Annotated in this window: 20 protein-coding genes and 1 pseudogene; 18 read left to right on the top strand and 3 right to left on the bottom strand. The window is 62.1% G+C overall.

Annotation, left to right across the window (positions count from 1 at the left end; all coding sequences use genetic code 11):
* The first annotated feature begins 13 nt into the window (after window positions 1–13).
* The 15 genes from CXR43_RS16820 to CXR43_RS16745 all read left to right on the top strand — a co-directional run bounded on the left by CXR43_RS16820 (window position 14) and on the right by CXR43_RS16745 (window position 14,526).
* The gene (locus tag CXR43_RS16820; RefSeq protein WP_103336218.1) at window positions 14–1,150 is read left to right on the top strand and encodes an acyl-CoA dehydrogenase family protein; all 1,137 of its coding nucleotides are present in this window, start codon (window positions 14–16) and stop codon (window positions 1,148–1,150) included.
* Window positions 1,147–1,554 (top strand): acyl-CoA thioesterase, encoded by a 408-nt coding sequence (locus CXR43_RS16815; RefSeq protein WP_103336215.1) that lies wholly within the window; start codon window positions 1,147–1,149, stop codon window positions 1,552–1,554. Before CXR43_RS16820 ends, CXR43_RS16815 begins: the two co-directional genes overlap by 4 nt.
* Window positions 1,551–1,949 carry a RidA family protein gene (locus CXR43_RS16810; RefSeq protein WP_103336212.1) on the top strand — a complete coding sequence of 133 codons (399 nt, stop codon included), beginning with the start codon at window positions 1,551–1,553 and terminating at the stop codon, window positions 1,947–1,949. The genes CXR43_RS16815 and CXR43_RS16810 overlap by 4 nt, the downstream gene beginning before the upstream one ends.
* Window positions 1,950–2,004: 55 nt before the next feature.
* On the top strand, window positions 2,005–3,624 hold the full coding sequence (locus tag CXR43_RS16805; RefSeq protein WP_103336209.1) for an AMP-binding protein: 1,620 nt from the start codon (window positions 2,005–2,007) through the stop codon (window positions 3,622–3,624).
* A gap of 54 nt (window positions 3,625–3,678) precedes the next feature.
* Window positions 3,679–4,806 (top strand): cupin domain-containing protein, encoded by a 1,128-nt coding sequence (locus tag CXR43_RS16800; protein WP_103336206.1) that lies wholly within the window; start codon window positions 3,679–3,681, stop codon window positions 4,804–4,806.
* Window positions 4,803–5,723, top strand: a complete 921-nt coding sequence (locus CXR43_RS16795) for a fumarylacetoacetate hydrolase family protein (RefSeq protein ID WP_103336203.1) — start codon at window positions 4,803–4,805, stop codon at window positions 5,721–5,723. The genes CXR43_RS16800 and CXR43_RS16795 overlap by 4 nt, the downstream gene beginning before the upstream one ends.
* A gap of 4 nt (window positions 5,724–5,727) precedes the next feature.
* Window positions 5,728–6,654 carry a carbon-nitrogen hydrolase family protein gene (locus CXR43_RS16790; protein WP_103336201.1) on the top strand — a complete coding sequence of 309 codons (927 nt, stop codon included), beginning with the start codon at window positions 5,728–5,730 and terminating at the stop codon, window positions 6,652–6,654.
* Window positions 6,654–7,280, top strand: coding sequence for a flavin reductase family protein (locus CXR43_RS16785; protein ID WP_103336198.1), 627 nt, complete (start codon window positions 6,654–6,656; stop codon window positions 7,278–7,280). Before CXR43_RS16790 ends, CXR43_RS16785 begins: the two co-directional genes overlap by 1 nt.
* A 115-nt stretch (window positions 7,281–7,395) precedes the next feature.
* Window positions 7,396–8,124, top strand: a complete 729-nt coding sequence (locus tag CXR43_RS16780) for an endonuclease/exonuclease/phosphatase family protein (RefSeq protein WP_103336195.1) — start codon at window positions 7,396–7,398, stop codon at window positions 8,122–8,124.
* Complete coding sequence (locus CXR43_RS16775) at window positions 8,121–9,662, top strand: phospholipase D family protein (RefSeq protein WP_103336192.1); 1,542 nt, start codon at window positions 8,121–8,123, stop codon at window positions 9,660–9,662. The genes CXR43_RS16780 and CXR43_RS16775 overlap by 4 nt, the downstream gene beginning before the upstream one ends.
* 238 nt (window positions 9,663–9,900) lie before the next feature.
* A complete protein-coding gene (gene repA, locus CXR43_RS16770; protein ID WP_103336189.1) occupies window positions 9,901–11,094 on the top strand; it encodes a plasmid partitioning protein RepA in 1,194 nt (397 codons plus the stop codon).
* Window positions 11,078–12,010, top strand: a complete 933-nt coding sequence (gene repB, locus CXR43_RS16765) for a plasmid partitioning protein RepB (protein WP_103336187.1) — start codon at window positions 11,078–11,080, stop codon at window positions 12,008–12,010. The genes repA and repB overlap by 17 nt, the downstream gene beginning before the upstream one ends.
* Window positions 12,011–12,223: 213 nt before the next feature.
* Window positions 12,224–13,435 carry a plasmid replication protein RepC gene (repC, locus tag CXR43_RS16760; protein WP_103336184.1) on the top strand — a complete coding sequence of 404 codons (1,212 nt, stop codon included), beginning with the start codon at window positions 12,224–12,226 and terminating at the stop codon, window positions 13,433–13,435.
* A 447-nt stretch (window positions 13,436–13,882) separates the two neighbouring features.
* The gene (locus tag CXR43_RS16750) at window positions 13,883–14,125 is read left to right on the top strand and encodes a type II toxin-antitoxin system Phd/YefM family antitoxin (RefSeq protein ID WP_103336178.1); all 243 of its coding nucleotides are present in this window, start codon (window positions 13,883–13,885) and stop codon (window positions 14,123–14,125) included.
* The gene (locus CXR43_RS16745; RefSeq protein WP_103336176.1) at window positions 14,125–14,526 is read left to right on the top strand and encodes a type II toxin-antitoxin system VapC family toxin; all 402 of its coding nucleotides are present in this window, start codon (window positions 14,125–14,127) and stop codon (window positions 14,524–14,526) included. The genes CXR43_RS16750 and CXR43_RS16745 overlap by 1 nt, the downstream gene beginning before the upstream one ends.
* Before the next feature lie 208 nt (window positions 14,527–14,734).
* Here CXR43_RS16745 and CXR43_RS16740 read toward each other — a convergent pair whose 3' ends face one another.
* The 3 genes from CXR43_RS16740 to CXR43_RS16730 are packed head-to-tail and all read right to left on the bottom strand — an operon-like array spanning window position 14,735 to window position 18,277.
* Window positions 14,735–15,574: an alpha/beta hydrolase gene (locus CXR43_RS16740; RefSeq protein ID WP_103336173.1), complete on the bottom strand. Its 840-nt coding sequence runs from the start codon at window positions 15,572–15,574 to the stop codon at window positions 14,735–14,737.
* 8 nt (window positions 15,575–15,582) lie between these two features.
* Entirely contained in the window at window positions 15,583–17,049 is a 1,467-nt protein-coding gene (locus CXR43_RS16735) for an NAD-dependent succinate-semialdehyde dehydrogenase (protein WP_103336170.1), read from the bottom strand.
* A 22-nt stretch (window positions 17,050–17,071) separates the two neighbouring features.
* On the bottom strand, window positions 17,072–18,277 hold the full coding sequence (locus tag CXR43_RS16730) for an iron-containing alcohol dehydrogenase (protein WP_103336370.1): 1,206 nt from the start codon (window positions 18,275–18,277) through the stop codon (window positions 17,072–17,074).
* A gap of 197 nt (window positions 18,278–18,474) precedes the next feature.
* Between CXR43_RS16730 and CXR43_RS16725 the strand changes: the two genes are divergently transcribed.
* The 3 genes and pseudogenes from CXR43_RS16725 to CXR43_RS16715 all read left to right on the top strand — a co-directional run.
* Window positions 18,475–19,164, top strand: a complete 690-nt coding sequence (locus CXR43_RS16725; protein WP_103336167.1) for a GntR family transcriptional regulator — start codon at window positions 18,475–18,477, stop codon at window positions 19,162–19,164.
* A 2-nt stretch (window positions 19,165–19,166) separates the two neighbouring features.
* On the top strand, window positions 19,167–20,726 hold the full coding sequence (locus CXR43_RS16720) for a sugar ABC transporter ATP-binding protein (protein ID WP_210402118.1): 1,560 nt from the start codon (window positions 19,167–19,169) through the stop codon (window positions 20,724–20,726).
* Window positions 20,723–20,928: pseudogene (locus CXR43_RS16715) on the top strand (ABC transporter permease); the annotation flags it as partial. The gene CXR43_RS16720 and the pseudogene CXR43_RS16715, both read left to right, overlap by 4 nt.

Genomic DNA, 20,928 nt, shown 5'->3' with positions numbered 1-20,928 from the left:
AACAGGTAATGACATGAGTGATGTGACATTCCTCAACTGGCCTTTTTTCGAGCCGCGCCACCGGGAGTTGGCGGCGGTCATCGAGGACTGGGCGGCAGCGCATTTGCCGGTCGATCATTCCGACGTGGATGCGGCCTGTCGCGGGCTGGTCGCGGCTTTGGGGCAAAAGGGGCTGTTGCAGCACACCGCAGGCGACGCGTTGGACGTGCGCAGCCTGTGCCTGACACGGGAGATTTTGGCGCGACATGATGGGCTGGCCGATTTCGCCTTTGCCATGCAGGGGCTTGGCATGGGGGCGGTGTCCTTGTTTGGCTCGCCGGAACAGCGCCAATGGCTCGACAGGACGCGGGCCGGGACTGCAATTGCGGGTTTCGCGCTGACCGAACCGGGATCGGGGTCGGATGTGGCGCAGACCGCGACGGTGGCCGAGGCGGTCCAGGGCGGCTACCGGCTGACCGGAGAGAAGACCTATATTTCGAACGGCGGGATTGCCGATGTCTATGTCATCATCGCCCGCACCGGCGAGGCACCCGGCGCGCGTGGCCTGTCGGCCTTCCTTCTGCCCGCAGATGCGCCGGGGCTGGAGGTGGTGGAACGGATCGACGTGATGGCCCCCCACCCGCTGGCGCATCTGCGGCTGACAGATGTGACCCTGCCAAGATCGGCGCTGATCGGGCGCAGCGGCGACGGGTTCAAGATTGCCATGTCGGTGCTTGACGTGTTCCGCTCGACGGTCGGCGCGGCGGCCCTTGGCTTTGCCCGCCGCGCCCTGGACGAGGCCTTGGCGCGGGTGGCGCGGGTTCGCGCCGGCGGAGGCAGCCTGTCCGAGCATCAGATGGTCCAAGGCCACATCGCCGATATGGCGGTGCAGATCGATGCTGCGGCGCTGCTGATCTACCGCGCGGCCTGGACCAAGGACACTGGCGCGGCGCGGATCACGCGTGAGGCGGCGATGGCAAAGCTTTACGCCACCGAAGCCGCACAGCGTGTGATTGACACCGCCTTGCAACTTCATGGTGGCGACGGTGTGCGCAGGGGCTTTGCGGTCGAAAGCCTCTACCGCGAGATCCGCGCGCTGCGCATCTATGAAGGCGCAAGTGATGTGCAGCGCATCGTGATCGCCCGGTCAGTTCTGGGGGCGTCGTCATGATCTATTCACGCAAGATCAGAGTCGAGTTCAACCACTGCGACCCTGCGGGCATCATGTTTTATCCGCGCTATTTCGAGATGACCAATTCGGTCGCCGAAAATTTCTTCCGCGACGTGGTGCAGGAGCCCTATGAGGCGATGATGGACCGCCGTGAAGGCGTGCCCACTGCAAAGCTGGAAACCACCTTCCACAAACCGTCGAGGTTGGGTGATCTTCTGGACTGGCGGATGGAGATCCTGCGTCTGGGTGCCTCGTCGTTGAACCTGCGGATGGAGGCGCATGGGCCGGACGGACTGCGCATCACGGCCGCGCTGACGCTGGTCTTCGTCGGGTCGGCTGGCCGCCCGCAACCCTGGACCGACGCGATGCGTCTGGCGATCCGTTCATTCATGGAGGCGACATGACCGCACAGATCCTGCATCCCGAAGGCTGGAAGCCGGCACGGGGCTATGCCAATGGCATGGCAGCGCGGGGCCGCATGGTGTTCACCGGTGGGCTGGTCGGCTGGAACGCCGACTGTGTCTGGGAAACCGATGACTTCGTGGGCCAGGTCGAACAGACCCTGCACAATATTGTCGCCGTACTGGCCTGCGCCGGGGCCCGGCCCGAGCATCTGGTGCGACTGACCTGGTACATCACCAGCAAGGACGAATACCATGCCGACCTCAAGGGTCTTGGCCGCGTCTACAAGGCCATCATCGGCCCGCACTATCCGGCGATGGCCGTGGTGCAGGTGACCGCCCTGATGGAGGACCGCGCCAAGGTGGAGATCGAGGCCACCGCCATCATTCCAGACTGACATCCACCCCCGCAACGCCGCGTCAGACGGCAGGGGCCAACCGGGAGTTACCGACATGCTGGGTCCGACAGGGCACACCGACACCTTCACCCGCGACCGTTTGCCTGCGCCGGAGGGCTGGCCGGTGCTGCATCTGGCGGGTTTCGATTACCCCGATTGGTTGAATATCGGGGTGGAGCTGACCGACCGGATGGTGGAGCGTGGCTTTGGCGACCATACCGCGCTGATCGGCAACGGGCGCAGCCGCACCTACAAGGAACTGGCCGACTGGACCAACCGCATTGCGGCCGCCCTGGTTGACGATTATGGCGTCCGACCCGGCAACCGTGTCTTGATCCGGTCTGCCAACAACCCGGCGATGGTGGCCTGTTGGCTGGCGGCAACCAAGGCGGGGGCGGTGGTGGTCAATACCATGCCGATGTTGCGGGCGGGCGAGCTGAAAAAGATCGTCGACAAGGCCGAGATCACCCTTGCGCTGTGCGACACCCGGCTGATGGACGAGCTGGCGCTGTGCGCGCGTGACAGCGCATTCTTGAAAACCGTGATCGGCTTTGACGGTACCGCCAATCATGATGCCGAACTCGACCGCGCCGCATTGAAAAAGCCGGTGCGGTTTGAGGCGGCGCGCACCGGGCGCGACGATGTGGCGCTGCTGGGCTTTACCTCGGGCACGACGGGTGAAGCCAAAGCCACGATGCATTTCCACCGGGATCTGCTGATCATCGCTGACGGCTATGCCAAAGAAGTGTTGAACGTCACGCCACAGGATGTGTTCATCGGCAGCCCGCCGCTGGCGTTCACCTTTGGCCTTGGCGGCTTGGCGGTGTTTCCCCTGCGGTTTGGGGCCACGGCGGCGCTGCTGGAACAGGCCAGCCCCACCAACATGATCAGCATGATCGAGGAACACCGCGCCACCGTCTGCTTTACCGCCCCCACCGCCTACCGCGTGATGCTCAAGGCAATGGCAGAGGGGGCCGATCTTTCGAGCCTGCGCGCCGCTGTCAGTGCCGGTGAAACCCTGCCCGCTCCGGTATACGAGGAATGGCAACAGCGCACCGGTAAGCCGATGCTGGATGGGATCGGGGCCACCGAACTGCTGCACATTTTCATCAGCAACCGCTTTGACGATCACCGCCCCGGCTGCACCGGCAAACCGGTTACCGGATATGAGGCCAAAGTGGTCGACGACGCGATGAATGAGGTCCCCCGCGGGGAAATCGGCCGGCTTGCCCTGCGCGGGCCGACCGGGTGCCGCTATCTGGATGATCCGCGGCAGGCGGCCTATGTCCGCGACGGCTGGAATCTGACTGGCGATGCCTTCTGGCAAGACGAGGAAGGCTATTTCCACTTTTCCGCCCGTACTGACGACATGATCTTGTCGGCGGGTTACAACATCGCCGGGCCGGAGGTGGAGGCGGCGCTTCTGTCACACGCGGCGGTAGCCGAATGTGCCGTTGTGGGCGCCCCCGACTCCGAGCGCGGGCAGATCGTCGAGGCACATGTGGTGCTTGCTGCCGGCCATCAGGGCGATGCTTTGATGGTCAAGCAATTGCAAGACCATGTCAAACAGGTGATTGCCCCCTTCAAATACCCGCGCAGCGTGGTCTTTACCACCGCTCTGCCCAAGACCCAGACCGGCAAGATCCAGCGCTTTCATCTGCGCGCCAAAGTCTGACTTGCCGGATGCCACCCACGCCGCCATCCTGACCGCAACCGAAAGGAGACCGCCATGGCCAGACCGCATGAAAACCACCGCGAGGATGTCGCGGGCCGCGCCAATGTCGAGGATACGCCAGAGCTGCTGGCCTATTACGACGAACTGGCCCGTTTTGATGCGGGCGCGCTCTGGACGGTCGCCAACAAGATCGAGCCCTGGCAGCCCAAGTCGCAATCTGTGCCGGTTGTCTGGCGCTACAAAGATCTGCGCGACCATGTGCTGCGCTCGGTCGAACTGGTGACACCGGAAAAGGCCGGTCGGCGGGTGATCTATCTGGCCAATCCCGGGCGTCACGATGTCTCGGCGGCAGTGGGCTGGCTCTATGCCGGCCTGCAGGTGATGAACCCCGGCGAGAAGGCGGGCGCGCACCGCCATTCGGCAAGCGCCATCCGCTTCATCATGGAGGGCGAGGGCGCCTATACCGTGGTGGACGGCCACAAGATGACGTTGGGCCGCAATGATTTTGTGTTGACCCCAAACGGCACCTGGCACGAACACGCCGTTGACCCCTCCGGCACGCCTTGCATCTGGCAGGACGGGCTGGACATTCCCTTTGTCAACGCGATGGAGGCGAACTTCTATGAGGTGCACCCGCAGGGGACCGAACCCGTCGCCTTTCCGGTCGATGACATGACCAAGACCTGGGGCAATCCGGGTCTGCGGCCAAGTGCTGACTGGTCAAAGCCTTACAGCCCGATGTTCAAGTATGAATGGGCCCCGACCTATGAGGCATTGCTGAAATATGCCGAGGCCAGTGAGGGCTCGGCCTTCGATGGCCATCTGCTGGAATACGTCAACCCCGCGACCAATGGCCCGGTGATGCCGACCATGGGCGCGTCGATGCAGCGCCTTGCCCCCGGCCAGCAGACGCGCGCGCACCGGCACACCGGCAGCTATCTGTATCACTGCGCCAAGGGGGCGGGCTTTTCGATCATCGACGGCAAGCGCTATGACTGGTCAGAGCGCGACATCTTCTGTGTGCCGTCCTGGACCTGGCACGAACATGCCAATGCCTCTGCCACTGAAGACGCCGTCCTGTTCTGCCTGTCTGATCTGCCGGTCATGCGCGCGCTTGGCCTTTATCGTGAACAGGCGTTCACTGACACCAACGGCCATCAGCCCCTAAAGGATAAACCATGAAGCTTGTGACCTATCGAACTGGCGTGGAAGCTGCCGCCCGCCTGGGGGTGATCTCGGAAGATCTGGTTCTGGATGTGGCCGATCTTGGCGCGGCGTTCGGCGAGGCGATGCCCGACACGATGCTGGGGCTGATCGACTCGGGCCGCGCCGGCCTTGCCGCCCTGTCAGCCCTGCTGGCACGGGCAGGCAGCGTGCCGCCGATCGGCACCGCGACGGCACTGACCAATGTCACGCTGCTTGCCCCCATCCCACGGCCACGCAAGAACGTGTTCGGCATCGGGCTGAACTATCTCGATCATGTCGCAGAAAGCGCGGCGGCGCTGGACACCGACGCTGCGCTGCCAAAACAGCCGGTGATCTTTTCCAAACCACCGACATCGGTGATCGGGCCGGATGGCCCGATCCACCACAACAAGAAGATAACCCAACAACTGGACTGGGAGGTAGAGCTTGGCGTGATCATTGGCTCCACCGCGCGGCGCGTGGCGCGTGAGGCGGCGCTGGCGCATGTGTTCGGCTATACGGTCCTGATCGACATCTCTGCCCGCGATTGCCGGCGCGCCGGCCAGTGGATCTATTCCAAGGGACAGGACACCTTCTGCCCGATGGGTCCCTGCATCGTGACGGCGGATGAGATTCCGGACCCGCAGGTGCTTGATCTGTGGCTGACGCTGAACGGCGAGGAAAAGCAGCGGTCCAATACCTCGCACATGTTGTTCAAGGTCGATGAGTTGATCGCCGATATCAGCCAGGGCATCACGCTGGAGCCGGGCGACATCATTGCCAGCGGCACGCCGGCGGGCGTGGGCGCGGGACGCAGCCCGCAGGAGTGGATGTGGCCGGGCGACAGGCTGGTGGCTTGCGTCGAAGGCATCGGCACACTGCGCCACGCCATCATTGACGCCACACCGGAGTGACCCCATGACCCCCTTTACCGCCGCCGTCGTCCAGATGGCCTCATGCCCCGATGATCCGCTGGCCACCGCCCAGACCGCCGTCGCCCGCCTGCGTGAGGCGGCGGCCAAGGGGGCGCGGCTGGTGGTCTTTCCCGAGGCGCTGATCGGCGGCTATCCCAAGGGGGCCAGCTTCGGCGCGCCCATCGGCATGCGCAAACCCGAAGGCCGGGCGGCCTTTGCCCGCTATCATGCGGCGGCCATTGATCTTGACGGGCCAGAAGTCGCGCTGCTGGCCGAGGCCTGCGCGGAGACCGGCGCTTTTGCCGTGGTCGGGGTGATCGAGCGGGACGGGGCGACCGTCTATTGTACCGTGCTCTACTTCGACGGTGACAAGGGGTTGGTGGGCAAGCATCGCAAACTGATGCCCACCGCCGCCGAACGGTTGATCTGGGGCTTTGGCGATGGCTCGACCCTGCCGGTGTTCAAGACCGGGCTGGGAACGATCGGCGCGGTGATCTGCTGGGAAAACTACATGCCCGCGCTTCGGATGCACATGTATCACCAGGGCGTCAGCCTTTATTGCGCGCCCACGGCCGATGATCGCGACACCTGGCTGCCGACCATGCAACATATTGCGATGGAGGGGCGCACATTCGTTCTCACCGCCTGTCAGCACATCACCCGTGCCGCCTATGGCGCCGCGCACGAAAGCGCGCTGGGGGATGACCCCGACACGGTAATGATGCGCGGCGGCTCGGCGATCATCGGGCCTCTGGGACAGGTTCTGGCTGGCCCGGATTTCTCGGGCGAGACGATCCTTTATGCGCAGATCGACCCGGCAGACGTGATGCGGGCCAAATATGATTTCGACGTGACCGGCCATTACGCCCGCCCGGACGTGTTCCAGCTTACCGTCGACACCCGGGCCAAACATGCGGTGCGCGAGGTCTGATGCGCTGGGATCTTGATCAGGTCGCGCCCGCGATCGCCTACAAGCTGCTGGCGGCAACGGTGATGCCGCGGCCCATCGCCTGGGTGGTGACCCAAGACAGCACGGGGAGCATCAATGCCGCGCCCTATTCCTTTTTCAACGTCATGGGGTCTGCCCCGCCCACCATCGCGCTTGGCATGCTGGCCGATCCGGCACGCGGGCTGAAGGACAGCCCGCGCAACATCCTCGACAGTGGTGAATTCGTGGTGTGCCTTGTGCCGGAACGGCTGGCAGCGGCGGCGAATCTTACCGCCATTGACGCACCGCACGGTGTGGATGAACTGGCCCTTGCCGGTCTGGCCACCACGCCCAGCACCCATGTGGCCCCGCCCCGCATCGCGGACAGTCCGGTGGCCTTCGAATGCCGCACGCATACGATTGTTGAAACCGGACCGGCGCAGCTTGTGGTGATTGGCCGGGTGATCGCGGTTCACATTGAGGATCGCTTCATTCTCAATCCGGATCAGGCGCATATCGACACCCCGGCGCTCGATCTGGTCGCCCGCTCATACGGGTCAGACTGGGTGCGCAGCCGCGATACGTTTTTGCTCAAGCGCCCGGTCTGGACGGGCGGCGAGACCGGCTGATCCGACAGGGCAAGGCGCAGCCTGACCTGGCCCTTGGAAAGCGGGCGAAAGATGCGTAGGTTTCGCCCATGACCCCGCTACACAGCCAGCCCCAGCCCGAAATGGATCTGCAGTCATGACCCAGCTTACGGTGGCCAGCTGGAACATTCGCGCCGGGCTTGGCCGCGATTTTCGTCGCCGTCCGGCGCGGACGATTGACGCCATCGTTGGCTTTGACGCCGATGTCGTGCTGTTGCAGGAAGCCGATTTTCGCATGCACCCCCGTCCTGCCGCCCTGCCGCGCCTTCATGGCAGGATCGGGCCCTTTGAGGTGATCGATCTGACCCCGACAGCGGTCGGATTGGGATGGCATGGCATCGCCATGCTGAAGCGACCCGGGATCGAGGTCGACAAGATCTATCTGCATGACTTGCCGGCACTGGAGCCGCGTGGTGTGGTCATCGCCGATCTGAAGGTGCGTGATCATGCGGTGCGCGTTGTCGGGGTGCATTTGGGCCTTCTGCGCGGCAATCGCCGCAAGCAGCTTGGCTTCATCGCCGCGCGGCTCGCCGAGCTTGACCCAAGGCCAACGGTCATCGCCGGCGATTTCAACGAATGGCGCGACCGGCGCGGATTTGAAACGCTGCCCGACTGGCTGCGCTTGCACAGCCCCGGACCCACCTTTCCCTCGGGCCGCCCCTTTCTCAACCTTGACCGCATCGCCTATAGCCGCGATCTGGAATTGCTGAGCAGCAGCGTTGTTGTCGAGCCGCAGGCGATCATCGCGTCGGATCATCGCCCGATTATCGCGCGCTTCCGGCATCTGGCGCATGCCAGCCTGGCGCAAATGGCCGGCGCGGAATGACCGGCGCGGCCGCATATCTGCTGGTCGGACTGGCGTTTGCCATTGTTTGCGTGGTTCTGGCCCGCAGGACGTTCCGGACACCGCCCCTCTCCGGCCGTGTCAACAGCACCGCCCTGCCCCCGATTGGCACCGGCGCCATCGCCCGCGCCATCGGGCATAGCGCGGAGGCGCCGGGCAGGTTGACCGGCGTCCGGCCCTTGTCGACCGGGACCGAGGCTTTTGCGGCACGCATCACCCTTGCCGATGCGGCGGTATCGTCAATCGATGCCCAATACTACATTTGGTACGCCGATCTCACCGGATACATGTTGCTGGACGCCCTTCGGCGTGCAGCCGATCGCGGTGTGCGGGTGCGCCTGCTTTTGGATGACCTCGGCACTGCGGGGATTGATCCGGAACTGGCAGAGCTTGAAGCGCATCCGAATGTTGAGGTGCGACTTTACAACCCTTTTCCTCTGCGTCGGGCCAAGGCCCTTTGCTATGCCTTCGACTTCTTTCGATTGAACCGGCGCATGCACAACAAGTCCTTCACGGTCGATGGTGTTGTGACGATCCTGGGCGGGCGCAATGTGGGCGACAGGTATTTTGACACTGGCGACGATGCGCTGTTCGTCGATCTGGATGTGCTGGCGACGGGTGCCATCGTGCCTGCGGTGTCCGAGGATTTTGACCGCTACTGGGCTTGCCTTTCGGCGCATCCGGCCGGTCCCATCATCGGAACGGCGACCGGGGGCAGCCCGATCGCACATGGGCTGGCACGGTTTCGTGACAGCCCGCATTTTGGTGATCACCTTGCAGGCCTGAACAGCGCCCAACTCTGTGCCGAAATCAACAACGGTCGTCTGGAGCTGGAATGGACGCATGCGGTGCTTGTCAGCGATGATCCGGTCAAAGGATTGGGTGCGGTGCCGCTAGAAGATCTTTTGGCCACGCGCCTGATGCAGGCTGTCGGTCGGATCGAGCGAAGGATCGATCTGGTGTCTCCCTATCTGGTGCCGGGCAAGGCGGGGCTAGACGCCTTTACCACCTTGACATCGCGCGGTGTGGCGGTGCGCGCGTTGACCAACAGTCTTGAGGCAACCGATGTGGTCGCCGTACATGCAGGCTATGTAAAGCGTCGTCGTGCGATGCTACGCGCCGGCCTTGGGCTTTTCGAACTGCATGCCGGTGCGGCGCCTGACCGCCCGGGCAGAAAGCGTCGACGCATGGGCCTGTCAAAGGCCAGTCTGCATGCAAAGACCTTTGCCGTTGATGACGCGCGGCTGTTCGTCGGCTCGTTCAATTTTGACCCCCGGTCGACCACGCTGAACACCGAGATGGGCATCCTGATCGAAAGTCCGCGGCTTGCGGGGGCGCTTCATGCTGTGTTTGACATGGGGCTGTCAGGGGCCGCCTGGCAGGTTGGTCTCCGGCATGGCCAGGTGATCTGGACCGATACGGCGCGTCAGATTGTAGTGACTGACGAGCCAGGCTCTACCGCCTTGAAGCGCCTTGCCGTGAGGGTCGTCGGCTGGCTGCCGGTCGAATGGCTGATGTGATTCCGCACATCGGCAAAAGCCCCCTGCCCCGCCCGCCTTTGCGAACCCTTATGACGCAAACTTCTCGCGGCACCTGGTGACTGTACAGGTCTGACTTTGGGGTCCCGTGATCCTTGTGGGTGTTGTACGCTACCGCACCAGATCTAGAAAGAGCTTGCGCGAATCTGATTGCTCGGGCAATAGTCTCGAAAAATACCGCGCGGACACATAAAAACCGCGCCCACGGATCGAGCAGGGTATGAGCGCAGTAGAACAAGACCTCGACATCGCTATTGGCCATTTTGCGGAGCTCCTTGCTTCCAATTTGCGTGCGCAGCGCACGGCTCACTTTCCGCCAGATGCCAAGAAGGTTATGCGCAGCCTCAGCAGTGGCGAGGCCGCAGAACTCCTTGGGGTCGATCACACCTACCTTCGCAAGCTGCACCGCGAAGGAAAGATCTCGGATGTGGAGACCACGGCGGGCAGCCACAGACGCTACACGCTCGATGATATCTGGGAGATTCGGCATAGCCTGGAGGCAAATGCTAAGAGGCCTGGAACATATGTGCCAGGGCGACGCGCTGGTGATGAGCTGCAAGTGATTTCTGTCGTGAACTTCAAGGGCGGAAGCGGCAAGACGACCACATCGGCGCATCTTGCGCAGCGACTGGCGTTCAAGGGGTATCGCGTTCTGGCGATCGACCTTGATCCTCAGGCTTCCATGTCTGCGCTGCATGGTATCCAGCCCGAACTTGATCTGATGGAAGGCGGGACACTTTACGACGCGGTTCGATACGACGACCCCGTTCCTATTTCCGACGTGATCAGAAAGACTTACATCCGCGGCCTTGACCTTATTCCGGGCAACCTTGAGCTGATGGAGTTTGAGCACGAGACACCGGCTGCGATCCAGCGCGGCGGCGCGCGCGCTTTTTTTGCAAGAGTTCGGGACGCGCTCGCCAGTGTCGAGAGCAACTACGATGTGGTCGTGATCGACTGCCCGCCGCAACTCGGCTTTCTGACCATGTCTGCGCTGTCTGCCTCTTCTGGTGTGCTGGTCACCGTGCATCCTCAAATGCTCGACCTCATGTCCATGTCGCAGTTTTTGCGCATGACGGCAGACTTGCTCGGTGTGATCCGTGATGCAGGCGCCAATCTGCGCTTTGACTGGCTGCGCTTTCTGCCCACCCGATACAAGGTGGGTGATGCGCCTCAGACGGAGGTCATTGCCTTCATTCGGGGACTTTTTGGCCGGTCGGTCTTGACCAACCATATGGTCGAGTCGACGGCGATCTCGGATGCCGGGCTGACCAAGCAGACCCTTTACGAAGCAGACAAGAAGGACTTCACGCGCCAGACGTTTGACCGCGCAATCGAGTCTATGAACGCCGTCAACGACGAGATCGCTGCGATTGTTCAAAGCACGTGGGGACGCAATGGCAAGAAGGCCTAAACTGGGACTGCCGCTGCAGACCTTGCGCAACGCGCCAGACGCCCTTGAGGGGCGCCGACTTCGGGGCGGCGTATTCGAGATTGATCCAGACACGATAGAGACCACCGGCAGGCTGGACGACCGCTTGCAGATCGAGATTGATGGCCTGAAAGCCTCGATTTCGAGAAGCGGACAGCGGGTGCCCATCTTGGTGCGCCCGCTTGACGGGGATCGCTACAGCCTCATCTATGGTCGGCGCCGGCTGGAGGCGTGCCGGGAGCTTGGACTCAGGGTCCGTGCCATCGTCACAGAAATGGACGGGGATCAGGCGCTCCGGGATCAGCTGGTGGAGAACCAGGAGCGGCGGGACCTGAGTTTCATCGAACGCGCCTTGGTGGCATCCGCTTTGCTGAATGGAGATCACCTCGGCGAGACTGAACGCACCAACAAGGGTGTGGCAGAGGTTCTCAATCTCACCGAAGCTGGTGTTTCGCAGCTGTTGGGCGTCGTGCGCACTGTCGGCGAAGATCTTATCCTTGCGATTGGAGCGGCGCCCGGCATCGGGCGGCCCCGATGGGAAGATCTGAAGAAGGCGATGAGCGATGCGCAGATCGACCGTCAACACCTCGCGGCAGTGGCGACCGGAGCCAAGTCCTCCCATTCTCGAGGTGTGGAGGAGGCCTCTGATGCAGCATTTTTAGCAGTGTTGGCGGCAGCGGCTAAGGCCAAGCGCCCCTCCCCCGTATCGCAGCCCCGAAATGAGCCGTGTGTGGTCATTCCAGGTGTCGGTGCTGCGGTGGTCATTACCGCACGTCGCGGCAGGCAGCTCAAGCTTGACCTGAAGGCTGATGACCCGGGTTTTGTCAGCTGGCTTGAGGGCAAGGCCCCGCAGCTGATTGCCGAACTTCACGAGCGCTGGAAGCGTTCGGAAGACTGAGGAAGAGCAACACCAAAAAAAGGAGGCACGAGACAGGCAGAAAAGAAAAAGGCCCCGAGAAGCATGCTTCACGAGACCTTTCTTAGGTTTCGTATGGGACCAGCCCGCTACAAAACTCAGTTTTCGCACCTCTGACTGTAGCGATCTGGCCCTTTTCCCGCAAGCGTAAAGCGATTCGCGGGCCAGGGAAATTTTGCCTTCGTGAATGACATCATGGAGTATACACCGATTTCGCCGTTCAAGCGGCCGATCTCGTATGCGCATCTGCGTGTGATCGAGCGTCCAGTAGCTTCTGTGCCCGGCAAGCCCGTAAACAAGTGGACGCTTCTTCGCGAACTGTCCAAGGCGCAGGCTGCCTTTGGGGTCTCTGAGCGTGATCTGACCGTTCTGCAAGGGCTGCTCAGCTTCTTTCCCAATGATGCACTTGGGGGCGATGCTGAAATGGTCGTTTTCCCGTCCAACAAAACGATCTGCGAACGACTGAACGGCATGCCCTGCTCGACGATGCGGCGCCACCTCAGCCGTCTGGTTGGGGCTGGGCTGCTCATGCGGCGCGACAGTCCCAACGGGAAGCGCTACATCCGCAAGCATGGTGACGAGCGCGTGGCCTTCGGCTTCGACCTTTCTCCGCTCTATTGCCGGGCAGAAGAGATTGCACGCGCTGCAGAGGCTGTGCGTGAAGCTGAAGACCGTGTGCGCCGGCTCAGGGAGATTGTGAGCCTCATGCGGCGCGACGTGGCGGCCTTGGCAGAGTTCGGCGAAGAGATGCTTCCCGGTCTTGGCCTCTGGGACCAGCTGAACGACACGGCGGCCCTCATAGCGCGCGCTCTTCGGCGCAAGCTATCTCTTGACGATCTGAAGACTTACCGGACCTCTCTCGAGACGCTGCTCGACCAGGCGCGCAACCGTATCGATGGCGCTGAAACAGAGAATATGGTCACCAATGATGCCCGTTTTGAGCATCACCATCATAATTCAAATAAAGACTCTATAGATTTTGAACATGCCTTGGAAAACGGCAAGGCGGATATCGATGAGCCTGAAGCGGTCCTTGTCGAGGCTGAGGCTGACAGTGAAGCGCCAGACACCAGACGGATACCCAAGATCCCGCTCCATTTGGTGATTGCGGGCTGTCCGTCCCTCAAGACCTTTTATCCAGGCGAAATCCGACACTGGCATCAGCTTTTCGCCGCGGCCAGCCAAGTGCGCCCGGCAATGGGGATCAGCGCCTCCGCTTGGGACGAAGCACAGCGCTGCATGGGCCCAGAACAGGCGTCGATAGTTGTTGTCGCGATGCTGGAGCGCTTTGCTGAGATCAAATCGCCGGGGGGATATCTGCGCGCTCTGACGAACAAGGCCGCTGCGGGCGAGTTCTCTTGCGGGCCAATGGTCATGGCGCTGATGTCCAGACGCAATGCGGCTTAACAGCTGTTAATGCATCAAATGTACGTGGGCATTCCTCGCATGACTTAACAGCTGTTAAGTCGCCCCACCCGATGCGAAGGCCGCGAAAAAGACCGAAGTGGCCTCTGCCCTGAATGAGATCTGCGCCGTAATGTCGCCGGAGCAGCAGAAGACCTTCTGGGTGAACGCAATCATGTGCATCAAGTCCGGGCTTGGGGCAGGGGTGAGGTGCTCTTGGAGGATGAACCCTTCCGCCACACCAGCGCGGTCTGATGGAAACATTATCCCGTGCGTGCGGATGTTGATCAGGCTTCGTCAGGCTAAAGCATGAATCGCGCAGCGCCAGATTTGATGGGGAGTAAGTTTCATCACCAACCGTTCAAACAGCGATACGGGACAGCTTGTCTTGACAACCGCATCACGCTGCACGATATCTAGCTAGACATCCAGCTAGACAGGTAAATGGCAATGTGGACGGTTCAGGATGCAAAGAACAAGTTCAGCGCGGTCGTCGACGCGGCGCTCGCCGGAACGCCGCAAGAAGTGACGCGACGGGGCAAGCCCGCAGTGGTGATCCTGTCGGCTGATGAATACCATCGGCTGCTTGAGGGTGCGGTCAGCGCGCGGATGAGTTTTGCCGATCATCTGATGGCCTTCCCAGGAGGGGAGTTTGCCCGCCTCGAAGCAAAGCCACGCGATGTGTCTTTCTGATGTACATCCTCGACACCAATGTCATTTCTGCGGTTCGCCGTCCGGACCGCGCACCAAAAGTCGCGGCATGGCTGCGGGGGAGGGCGGAACAAGACCTGTATCTGAGCGTCATAACACTTGGCGAAATTGAGCGCGGCATTCGTCAACAACAGGCAAGAGATCCAGACTTCGCGCGTGATTTGAAGGCTTGGCTTGATCGAACCGTGCTCCTGTTCTCAGACCGCATTTTGTTTTTTGAGGCCGAGGATGCGCGGATCTGGGGTCGGCTGACTGCAGAGATCGGTCACAACGGGGCCGATCTCATGATCGCGGCATCGGCGCTCCGTCGCGGTGCCACGGTCGTGACCGGGAATGTCAGTGACTTCGTGCCAACCGGTGTGATGCTGGAGAACCCATTTTAGCCAAAGTGCATGCCGCAGGCAGGGCAGGGGTGGAAGGCGGCTTCCATGCTTGGCCACTGGCATTTTCAAGCGTCTTACCTCTGGATCCGATAATGCAAGATTATCGGACATACCTGCATCTCCGCAAGCGCGGCGCTTATGTGGTGAAAATTAACGAGAAAGCGCGATGAGGAACCTTTGTTTGGAACTGCTATGGGCAGATGACGGATTAGGCTTCACCCGCTGTCATCGCTGACAGAACACCGCCAAGCGCGCTGGATGGGTTGGAGAGGGCCAGAACAATGCTCAGGTGGTTCAGGCCGGCCTCTTCGCGCAAGGTGCTAGGCCGACCATGGTGATCAAGAAGGGCCGCGAAAGCACGCGCCTGATCCTGAAATGGTGCGGTTTCAAGGGTGCCCCGGGTGAGGACTCTCGAAACGCCCGGCCGATGAGCGGCACTCAGAGGCGACCAGGCACGGGCTTCCTCTGTAGTCATTGCAGTTTCATCCCTGAGAAAACTGGTCGGAATGCCGGACAGATCGTAAATTCCGCTGACCATGAGAATGCCCCGAATGTCAGGAAGGTCGGGCGCGGGGCGTTCTTTCAGGCCTCGGGCGGCAAGATAGCTTACCAGATGGGCACCCGCAGAATGACCGCTGACGGTAAAGCGCGCAGGATCAGCCCCAAGGGTGGGGGCCAGCGCAAGTATATGTCGGGCCGCGCTGCGGATCTGGGCCACGATTGCCCCCAACCGGGTCGAGGGCATCAGACCATAGCCGGTGATGACAGCAATGCCCCCTGCAGCATGAACCGGGGCCGCGACAAGGTGGTGATCAGCCTTGCTGCCGGACCGCCAATATCCCCCGTGGACAAACATGTGCACGGGGGCCCCATTCTTCACGCCTGGGGGAAACAGAATATCCATCCGGGCCCTTGGGTCCGGGCCATAGGGGACATCGGCCTGCACGGTCACCCTGGCGGCAAGCTCGGCTGACCTTGCCGCAATTTCCGCCATCAGCGCATCGAAATCCGGAATGAAATCTCGGTTGCGGTACAGATCCTGTGTCATCGGCCCTCTTAGAAATTTACAGCGAAATACTTCGGTTCCAGATATTCCATGATCCCGGTAACCCCGCCTTCACGCCCCAGCCCGCTTTGCTTGGCCCCGCCAAAGGGGGCGGCCGGGTCCGACATCAGGCCGCGATTGATGGCGACCATGCCGGTTTCTATGCCTTTGCCCACCCGCAGCGCACGCGAAAGGTCGCGCGAATAGACATAGGCCGCAAGCCCGTATTCGGTGGCATTGGCGAGCGTGATCGCCTGCGCCTCGCTGTCGAAGCGGTAGACGGGTGCCACCGGCCCGAAAATCTCTTCCCGCGCGATTTCGGCGTTTGCGCTGACATTCTCGATAACCGTTGGTGGGTAGTAATATCCTGACCCGGGCAGGGGCATGCCGCCCGTGGTCACATTGGCCCCGCCCGCTACTGCGTCACGCACCAGCCGGTCGATCTTTGCGACCGCCTTTGTGGTGATCATCGGGCCAACCTGTGTGGCCGGGTCTGTTCCCGGCCCCACCTTCAGCGCAGCCATGCGTTTGGTCAGGCCCGCGACAAAGGCATCATGAATCCCGGCCTGCACGTAAAAGCGGTTGGCTGCCGTGCAGGCTTCACCTGCGTTGCGCATTTTGGCGATCATGGCGCCATCGAGAGCGGCGTCCAAATCCGCATCATCAAAGACAAGGAACGGCGCATTGCCGCCCAGTTCCATGGAGCAAGATACCACGGTCCTTGCTGCCTCGGCGATCAACACCCGGCCCACCCCGGTGGATCCGGTAAAGGACAGCTTGCGCACGCGTGGATCTGCCAGCATGGCATTGACCACGGGGCCCGGCTGGCTGGTGGTGATCACGTTGACCACACCGGCAGGAACGCCCGCCATCGCGCCCAGACGTGCCATGGCGTAGGCGGTCAGTGGCGTTTCAGAGGCCGGTTTCAGGATAACGGTACAGCCGGCCGCAAGCGCAGGGCCTATCTTGCGGGTCGCCATTGCGGCCGGAAAGTTCCACGGTGTGATCAGGACCGCTATGCCGATCGGGTCGTGATCGACAAGAATATGATTCGCTCCGGAAGGGGCCTGCCGAAATTCGCCCGCGATGCGGACAGCTTCTTCGGCATACCAGCGGAAAAACTCAGCGGCATAGGCGACCTCGCCCCGGGCATCGGTCAGGGATTTGCCATTCTCGAGCGAGATCAGCATGGCCAGATCTTCGGCATGGTCGGTCATCAGCCCGAACCAGCGGCGCAGAACCTCTGCACGCTGGCGGGGTGGCGTCGCCCGCCAGCCTGCCGCAGCGGTCTGGGCGGAAGCGACCGCATTCATCGCATCGGCAACCGAGGCGTCCGCCACCTCGGCCAGTTGTTCTGCAGTTGACGGGTTGATGACAGGGATGCCGCGTCCGGGCAGCCATTCCCCTCCGATAAAAAGACCTTTGGCATGCAGAGCGGGATCTGAAAACGCGATTTGGGTGAGAGATTCGAGTGGCATGATCTATCCTTGAAGAGATGGGTCAGGCTGTGGCCATCAAGCTGCGATTGCCCGTAAAGGCAGAGCTCAACAGGCGCAGCATGTCGGCGCGGGCAATGGGGCGTGCATTGTTCTGGATCAGGCGTTCAATGCTGCAGGCCTGTTCGGCGACCCAGGCAAGACGGTTCTGTGCAAGGCCAAGGTCTGAAAGGGTTGGCGGAATTCCAATGCGCCGGAACAGGGCGGAAACCGCGGGGATGACGTCATCTCCGCTTGCCAGCCCGATGGCAGTGGCAATCTGTCCCAGTTCACGGCCGATCACTGGGCGGTTCCAATCCATCACCCAGGGCATCAGACAGGCCACGCCCTGCCCATGCGCAGTATGGGTAAGCGCACCCACCGGATATTGGATCGCATGCGCCGCCCCGGTGCCCGCGACGCCAAAGGCCAGTCCGGCGAATGTGGCACCCTGCATCACCTGCGCGCGGGCCGTCAGGTCCGTGCTCACGGCGCAGGCCGCTTCCAGCCCCTCCCACAGCAAGGCGATTGCCCGCAACGCGAACTGATCTGAAATGGCGTTCTTGCCGATGAAGACACGTTCCTGGGTCAACCCATCAGTGACCGGGCGCCGGGCCGCGGTAAACGCCTCGATCGCATGGGTCAAAGCATCGGCCCCCGCTATTGCCGTCAGGCCCGGTGGGCAGGTCAGGGTCAGGTCCGGGTCGCATATCGCGATGTCGGGGATCAGATATGGGCTGGAAATCCCGACTTTCAGACTGCGCTCGGCATCGGACAGCACCGCGACCGGTGTCACCTCCGACCCGGTTCCTGCAGTTGTCGGTATGGCGATGAGCGGCAAAACCGGGCCGGGCACTTTCAACTCGCCATAGTAGTCCTGCGGCTTGCCGCCATGCGACAGAAGGAGGGCGACACATTTGGCCATGTCGAGGCAAGAACCACCGCCAACCGCAATGACCAGATCGGGGTCGAAAGGACGCGCCGCCGCAGCCGCGGCAACGGCGGACTCAACCGGAACATCCGGCAAGGTGCCCGCTTCGATGCGCACCACGATCCCCGCACTCTCCAGGTCCGCGATCATGGCACGGAAGTCTGCATCAGCGGCCAGCCGCGTGTCCGTGACCACCAAGGCGCGCCGCCCCAAACGACGCGCGATGGCGCCAAGTGCACGGCGTTGGCCAAAGCCGAACAGAATCTCTCGCGGCGCCCTGATTGTACCGAAATATTCCATGTTTTCCGTTTCCTCCCGTTTGGGGCAGGCATTGTACAGTGCCCGCAAACCTGTGGTGCGACGACCCATGTGACCGGGTGTAATACATCTTGGTCCATAATCCTATATCAGATCGTATATGATATTGTGTTTGACATTCGATATCATATTTGCGACTCATTGCGACGCATCAAGCCGCAAATCAAAAGGGTGAGCAGATGGCAGTCGCAGCGGACCGGACGAAGGACAGGGCAGCAACCATACGCCCGGCGAGTGTGGTCGATGGTGTTTACGACAACATCTACGAACGGCTGATGTCGCTCGAAATTGCGCCGCGTGCGCGCATTCCGATTGATGTCATCGCCCGCGATCTGAACGTGTCGCAGACACCGGTGCGGGAGGCATTGTCGCGGCTGGAACGTGAAGGGCTGGTGCGCAAGGAACATCTGATCGGTTATTCGGCAGCACCGCAGCTGACCCGCAAACAGTTTGATGATCTGTACACCTTCCGGCTTCTTTTGGAGCCCGAGGGTGCACGGCTGGCTGCGCTGAACATGACGCCTGACTCACTGAAACTGCTGGAGGATGCGGCGGCAGACATGGGCCACGGAGAACCCCCGGTGGACCGCACCAGCCGCTATTCCCGCTTTGCCCGCGCCGACGCCTATTTTCACGATGCCATCCTGAAAATTGCCGGGAATGATGTGATCCGCTTCACCTTGTTCAATCAGCATGTGCATCTGCACATCTTCCGCCTGATGTTTCACACCCGCGTCACCCAAGAGGCGTTGGGCGAACATGAAAGCCTGCTTGCCGCCTTCCGCGCGGGCGACCCGCCTGCCGCCGAGGCCGCCATGCGCGAACACATTCTGCGGTCGCGTGACCGCCTGCTCTCTGCGTTTGAATGACGATGGCTCAGACCCTGCCCATACCCGGCTCTGCTGCCGCTCTGCCGACAGCGGCGGCACCGGCCCTGCGCACGGTGGCCTTGGGCAAGGCCTACGGTCCGATCACGGTTCTGTCAGAGGTGGGGCTGGATGTCCGTGCTGGAGAGATTCACGCGATCATCGGCGAAAATGGTGCTGGAAAATCAACCTTGATGAAACTGCTGTCAGGCCATGTCCAGCCGTCAGCCGGGCATCTGGAAATGGCTGGCCATCGGGTCGGCTTTGCAGATGCCGCGGCGGCCGAGGCGGCCGGTGTGGTGCTGGTGCATCAGGAAATTCTTCTGGCGGGTGATCTGTCGGTCGCGCAGAACCTGTTTCTGGGCCGGGAGCTGACCCGGAGATGGGTGGTCGACGACCGCGAAATGAACCGGCGTTCGGCTCGGATTCTGTCGGCCATAGGCGCGCATTGCCACCCGTCCGACCGGGTCGGCAGCCTGCCGCTGGCGCAGCGGCAGCTGGTGCAGATTGCCCGCGCGCTCTTGGAACAGCGCAAAGTCGTGATCTTTGACGAACCTACCGCCGTTTTGGCAAATGACGAGGTGGCCGCCCTGCTGGCCGTGGTGCGTGGCCTGCGCGAGCAGGGCGTCGCGGTGCTCTATATCTCGCACCGGCTGGATGAGGTCGAAGCCTTGGCTGACCGTATCACCGTACTGCGCGATGGCCGCATGATCGGCACCTGGCCCGCCGCCGGTCTGTCGCAGCGCGACATGGCCGAGCTGATGGTCGGTCGCAAGCTGGACATGCTCTACCCGCCCAAGCGGCCAGCTCCGTCAGCTGTCCCGGTGCTGCAGGTCAGCAACCTTGTGGTCGATCATGGGGCTGTTGAGGGCAGCTTTGCGGTTCACCCCGGCGAAGTGCTGGGTATCGGCGGAATGATCGGATCTGGACGCACGGAATTGTTCGAAGGCTTGCTGGGCCTGCGCCCGGCGCAGGGCCGCTACATATTGAACGGGAAGGAAGTTGCGCATCGTTCGGTCAGCGCGTGGCAGACCGCGGGGCTGGTCTACCTGACCGAAGACCGCAAGGGCAAGGGCCTGCTGCTGGATGAACCGCTGGCCCCGAACCTCACGCTGCAGGCCATGGACATCGTGCACGGCCGCCTGACGCTGGACCGCCGCAAGGAATCGACGGCGCTGGAACAGGCCGTCGCAACCTATGACATCCGCGTGCGATCGGTGCATCTGGATGCCGGCCAGCTTTCGGGCGGCAATCAGCAAAAGCTGTTGCTTGCCAAGGTGATGATGACCGATCCTTCGGTGGTGATCATCGACGAGCCCACACGCGGCATCGACATCGGCAACAAGAGCCAGATCTACGACTTCATCAACCAACTGGTGCGCGCGGGCAAGGCCTGCATCGTGATTTCATCCGAATTGCCTGAACTGGTCGGCCTGTCTGACCGGGTGCTGGTGATGCGCGCAGGCCGCATCGTGGCGGAGCTTTCGGGCGATCAGGTGACGGAACAGAATGTGGTTTACGCCGCCACCAGCGGATCGGCGCAGGCCGGAAGGAAAACAGCATGACCACAAGTGTTCTGACCGAAGCCGCCGCCGCTCCCCGCCGCTTTCGCTGGGCCGACATGGGCCCGTTCCTTGCGCTGGCCATCGTGATCCTGGCCGGTGTGATGCTCAACTCCAGCTTTCTCAGCGGCACCAATATTGCCAATGTGGTCACCCGGTCCGCCTTTATCGCAATCATCGCGGTGGGGGCGACCTTTGTCATCTC

It is taken from the genome of Pseudotabrizicola formosa (assembly GCF_002900965.1).
Classification (GTDB): domain Bacteria; phylum Pseudomonadota; class Alphaproteobacteria; order Rhodobacterales; family Rhodobacteraceae; genus Pseudotabrizicola; species Pseudotabrizicola formosa.
This window is presented reverse-complemented; position numbering and strand designations above follow the sequence as displayed.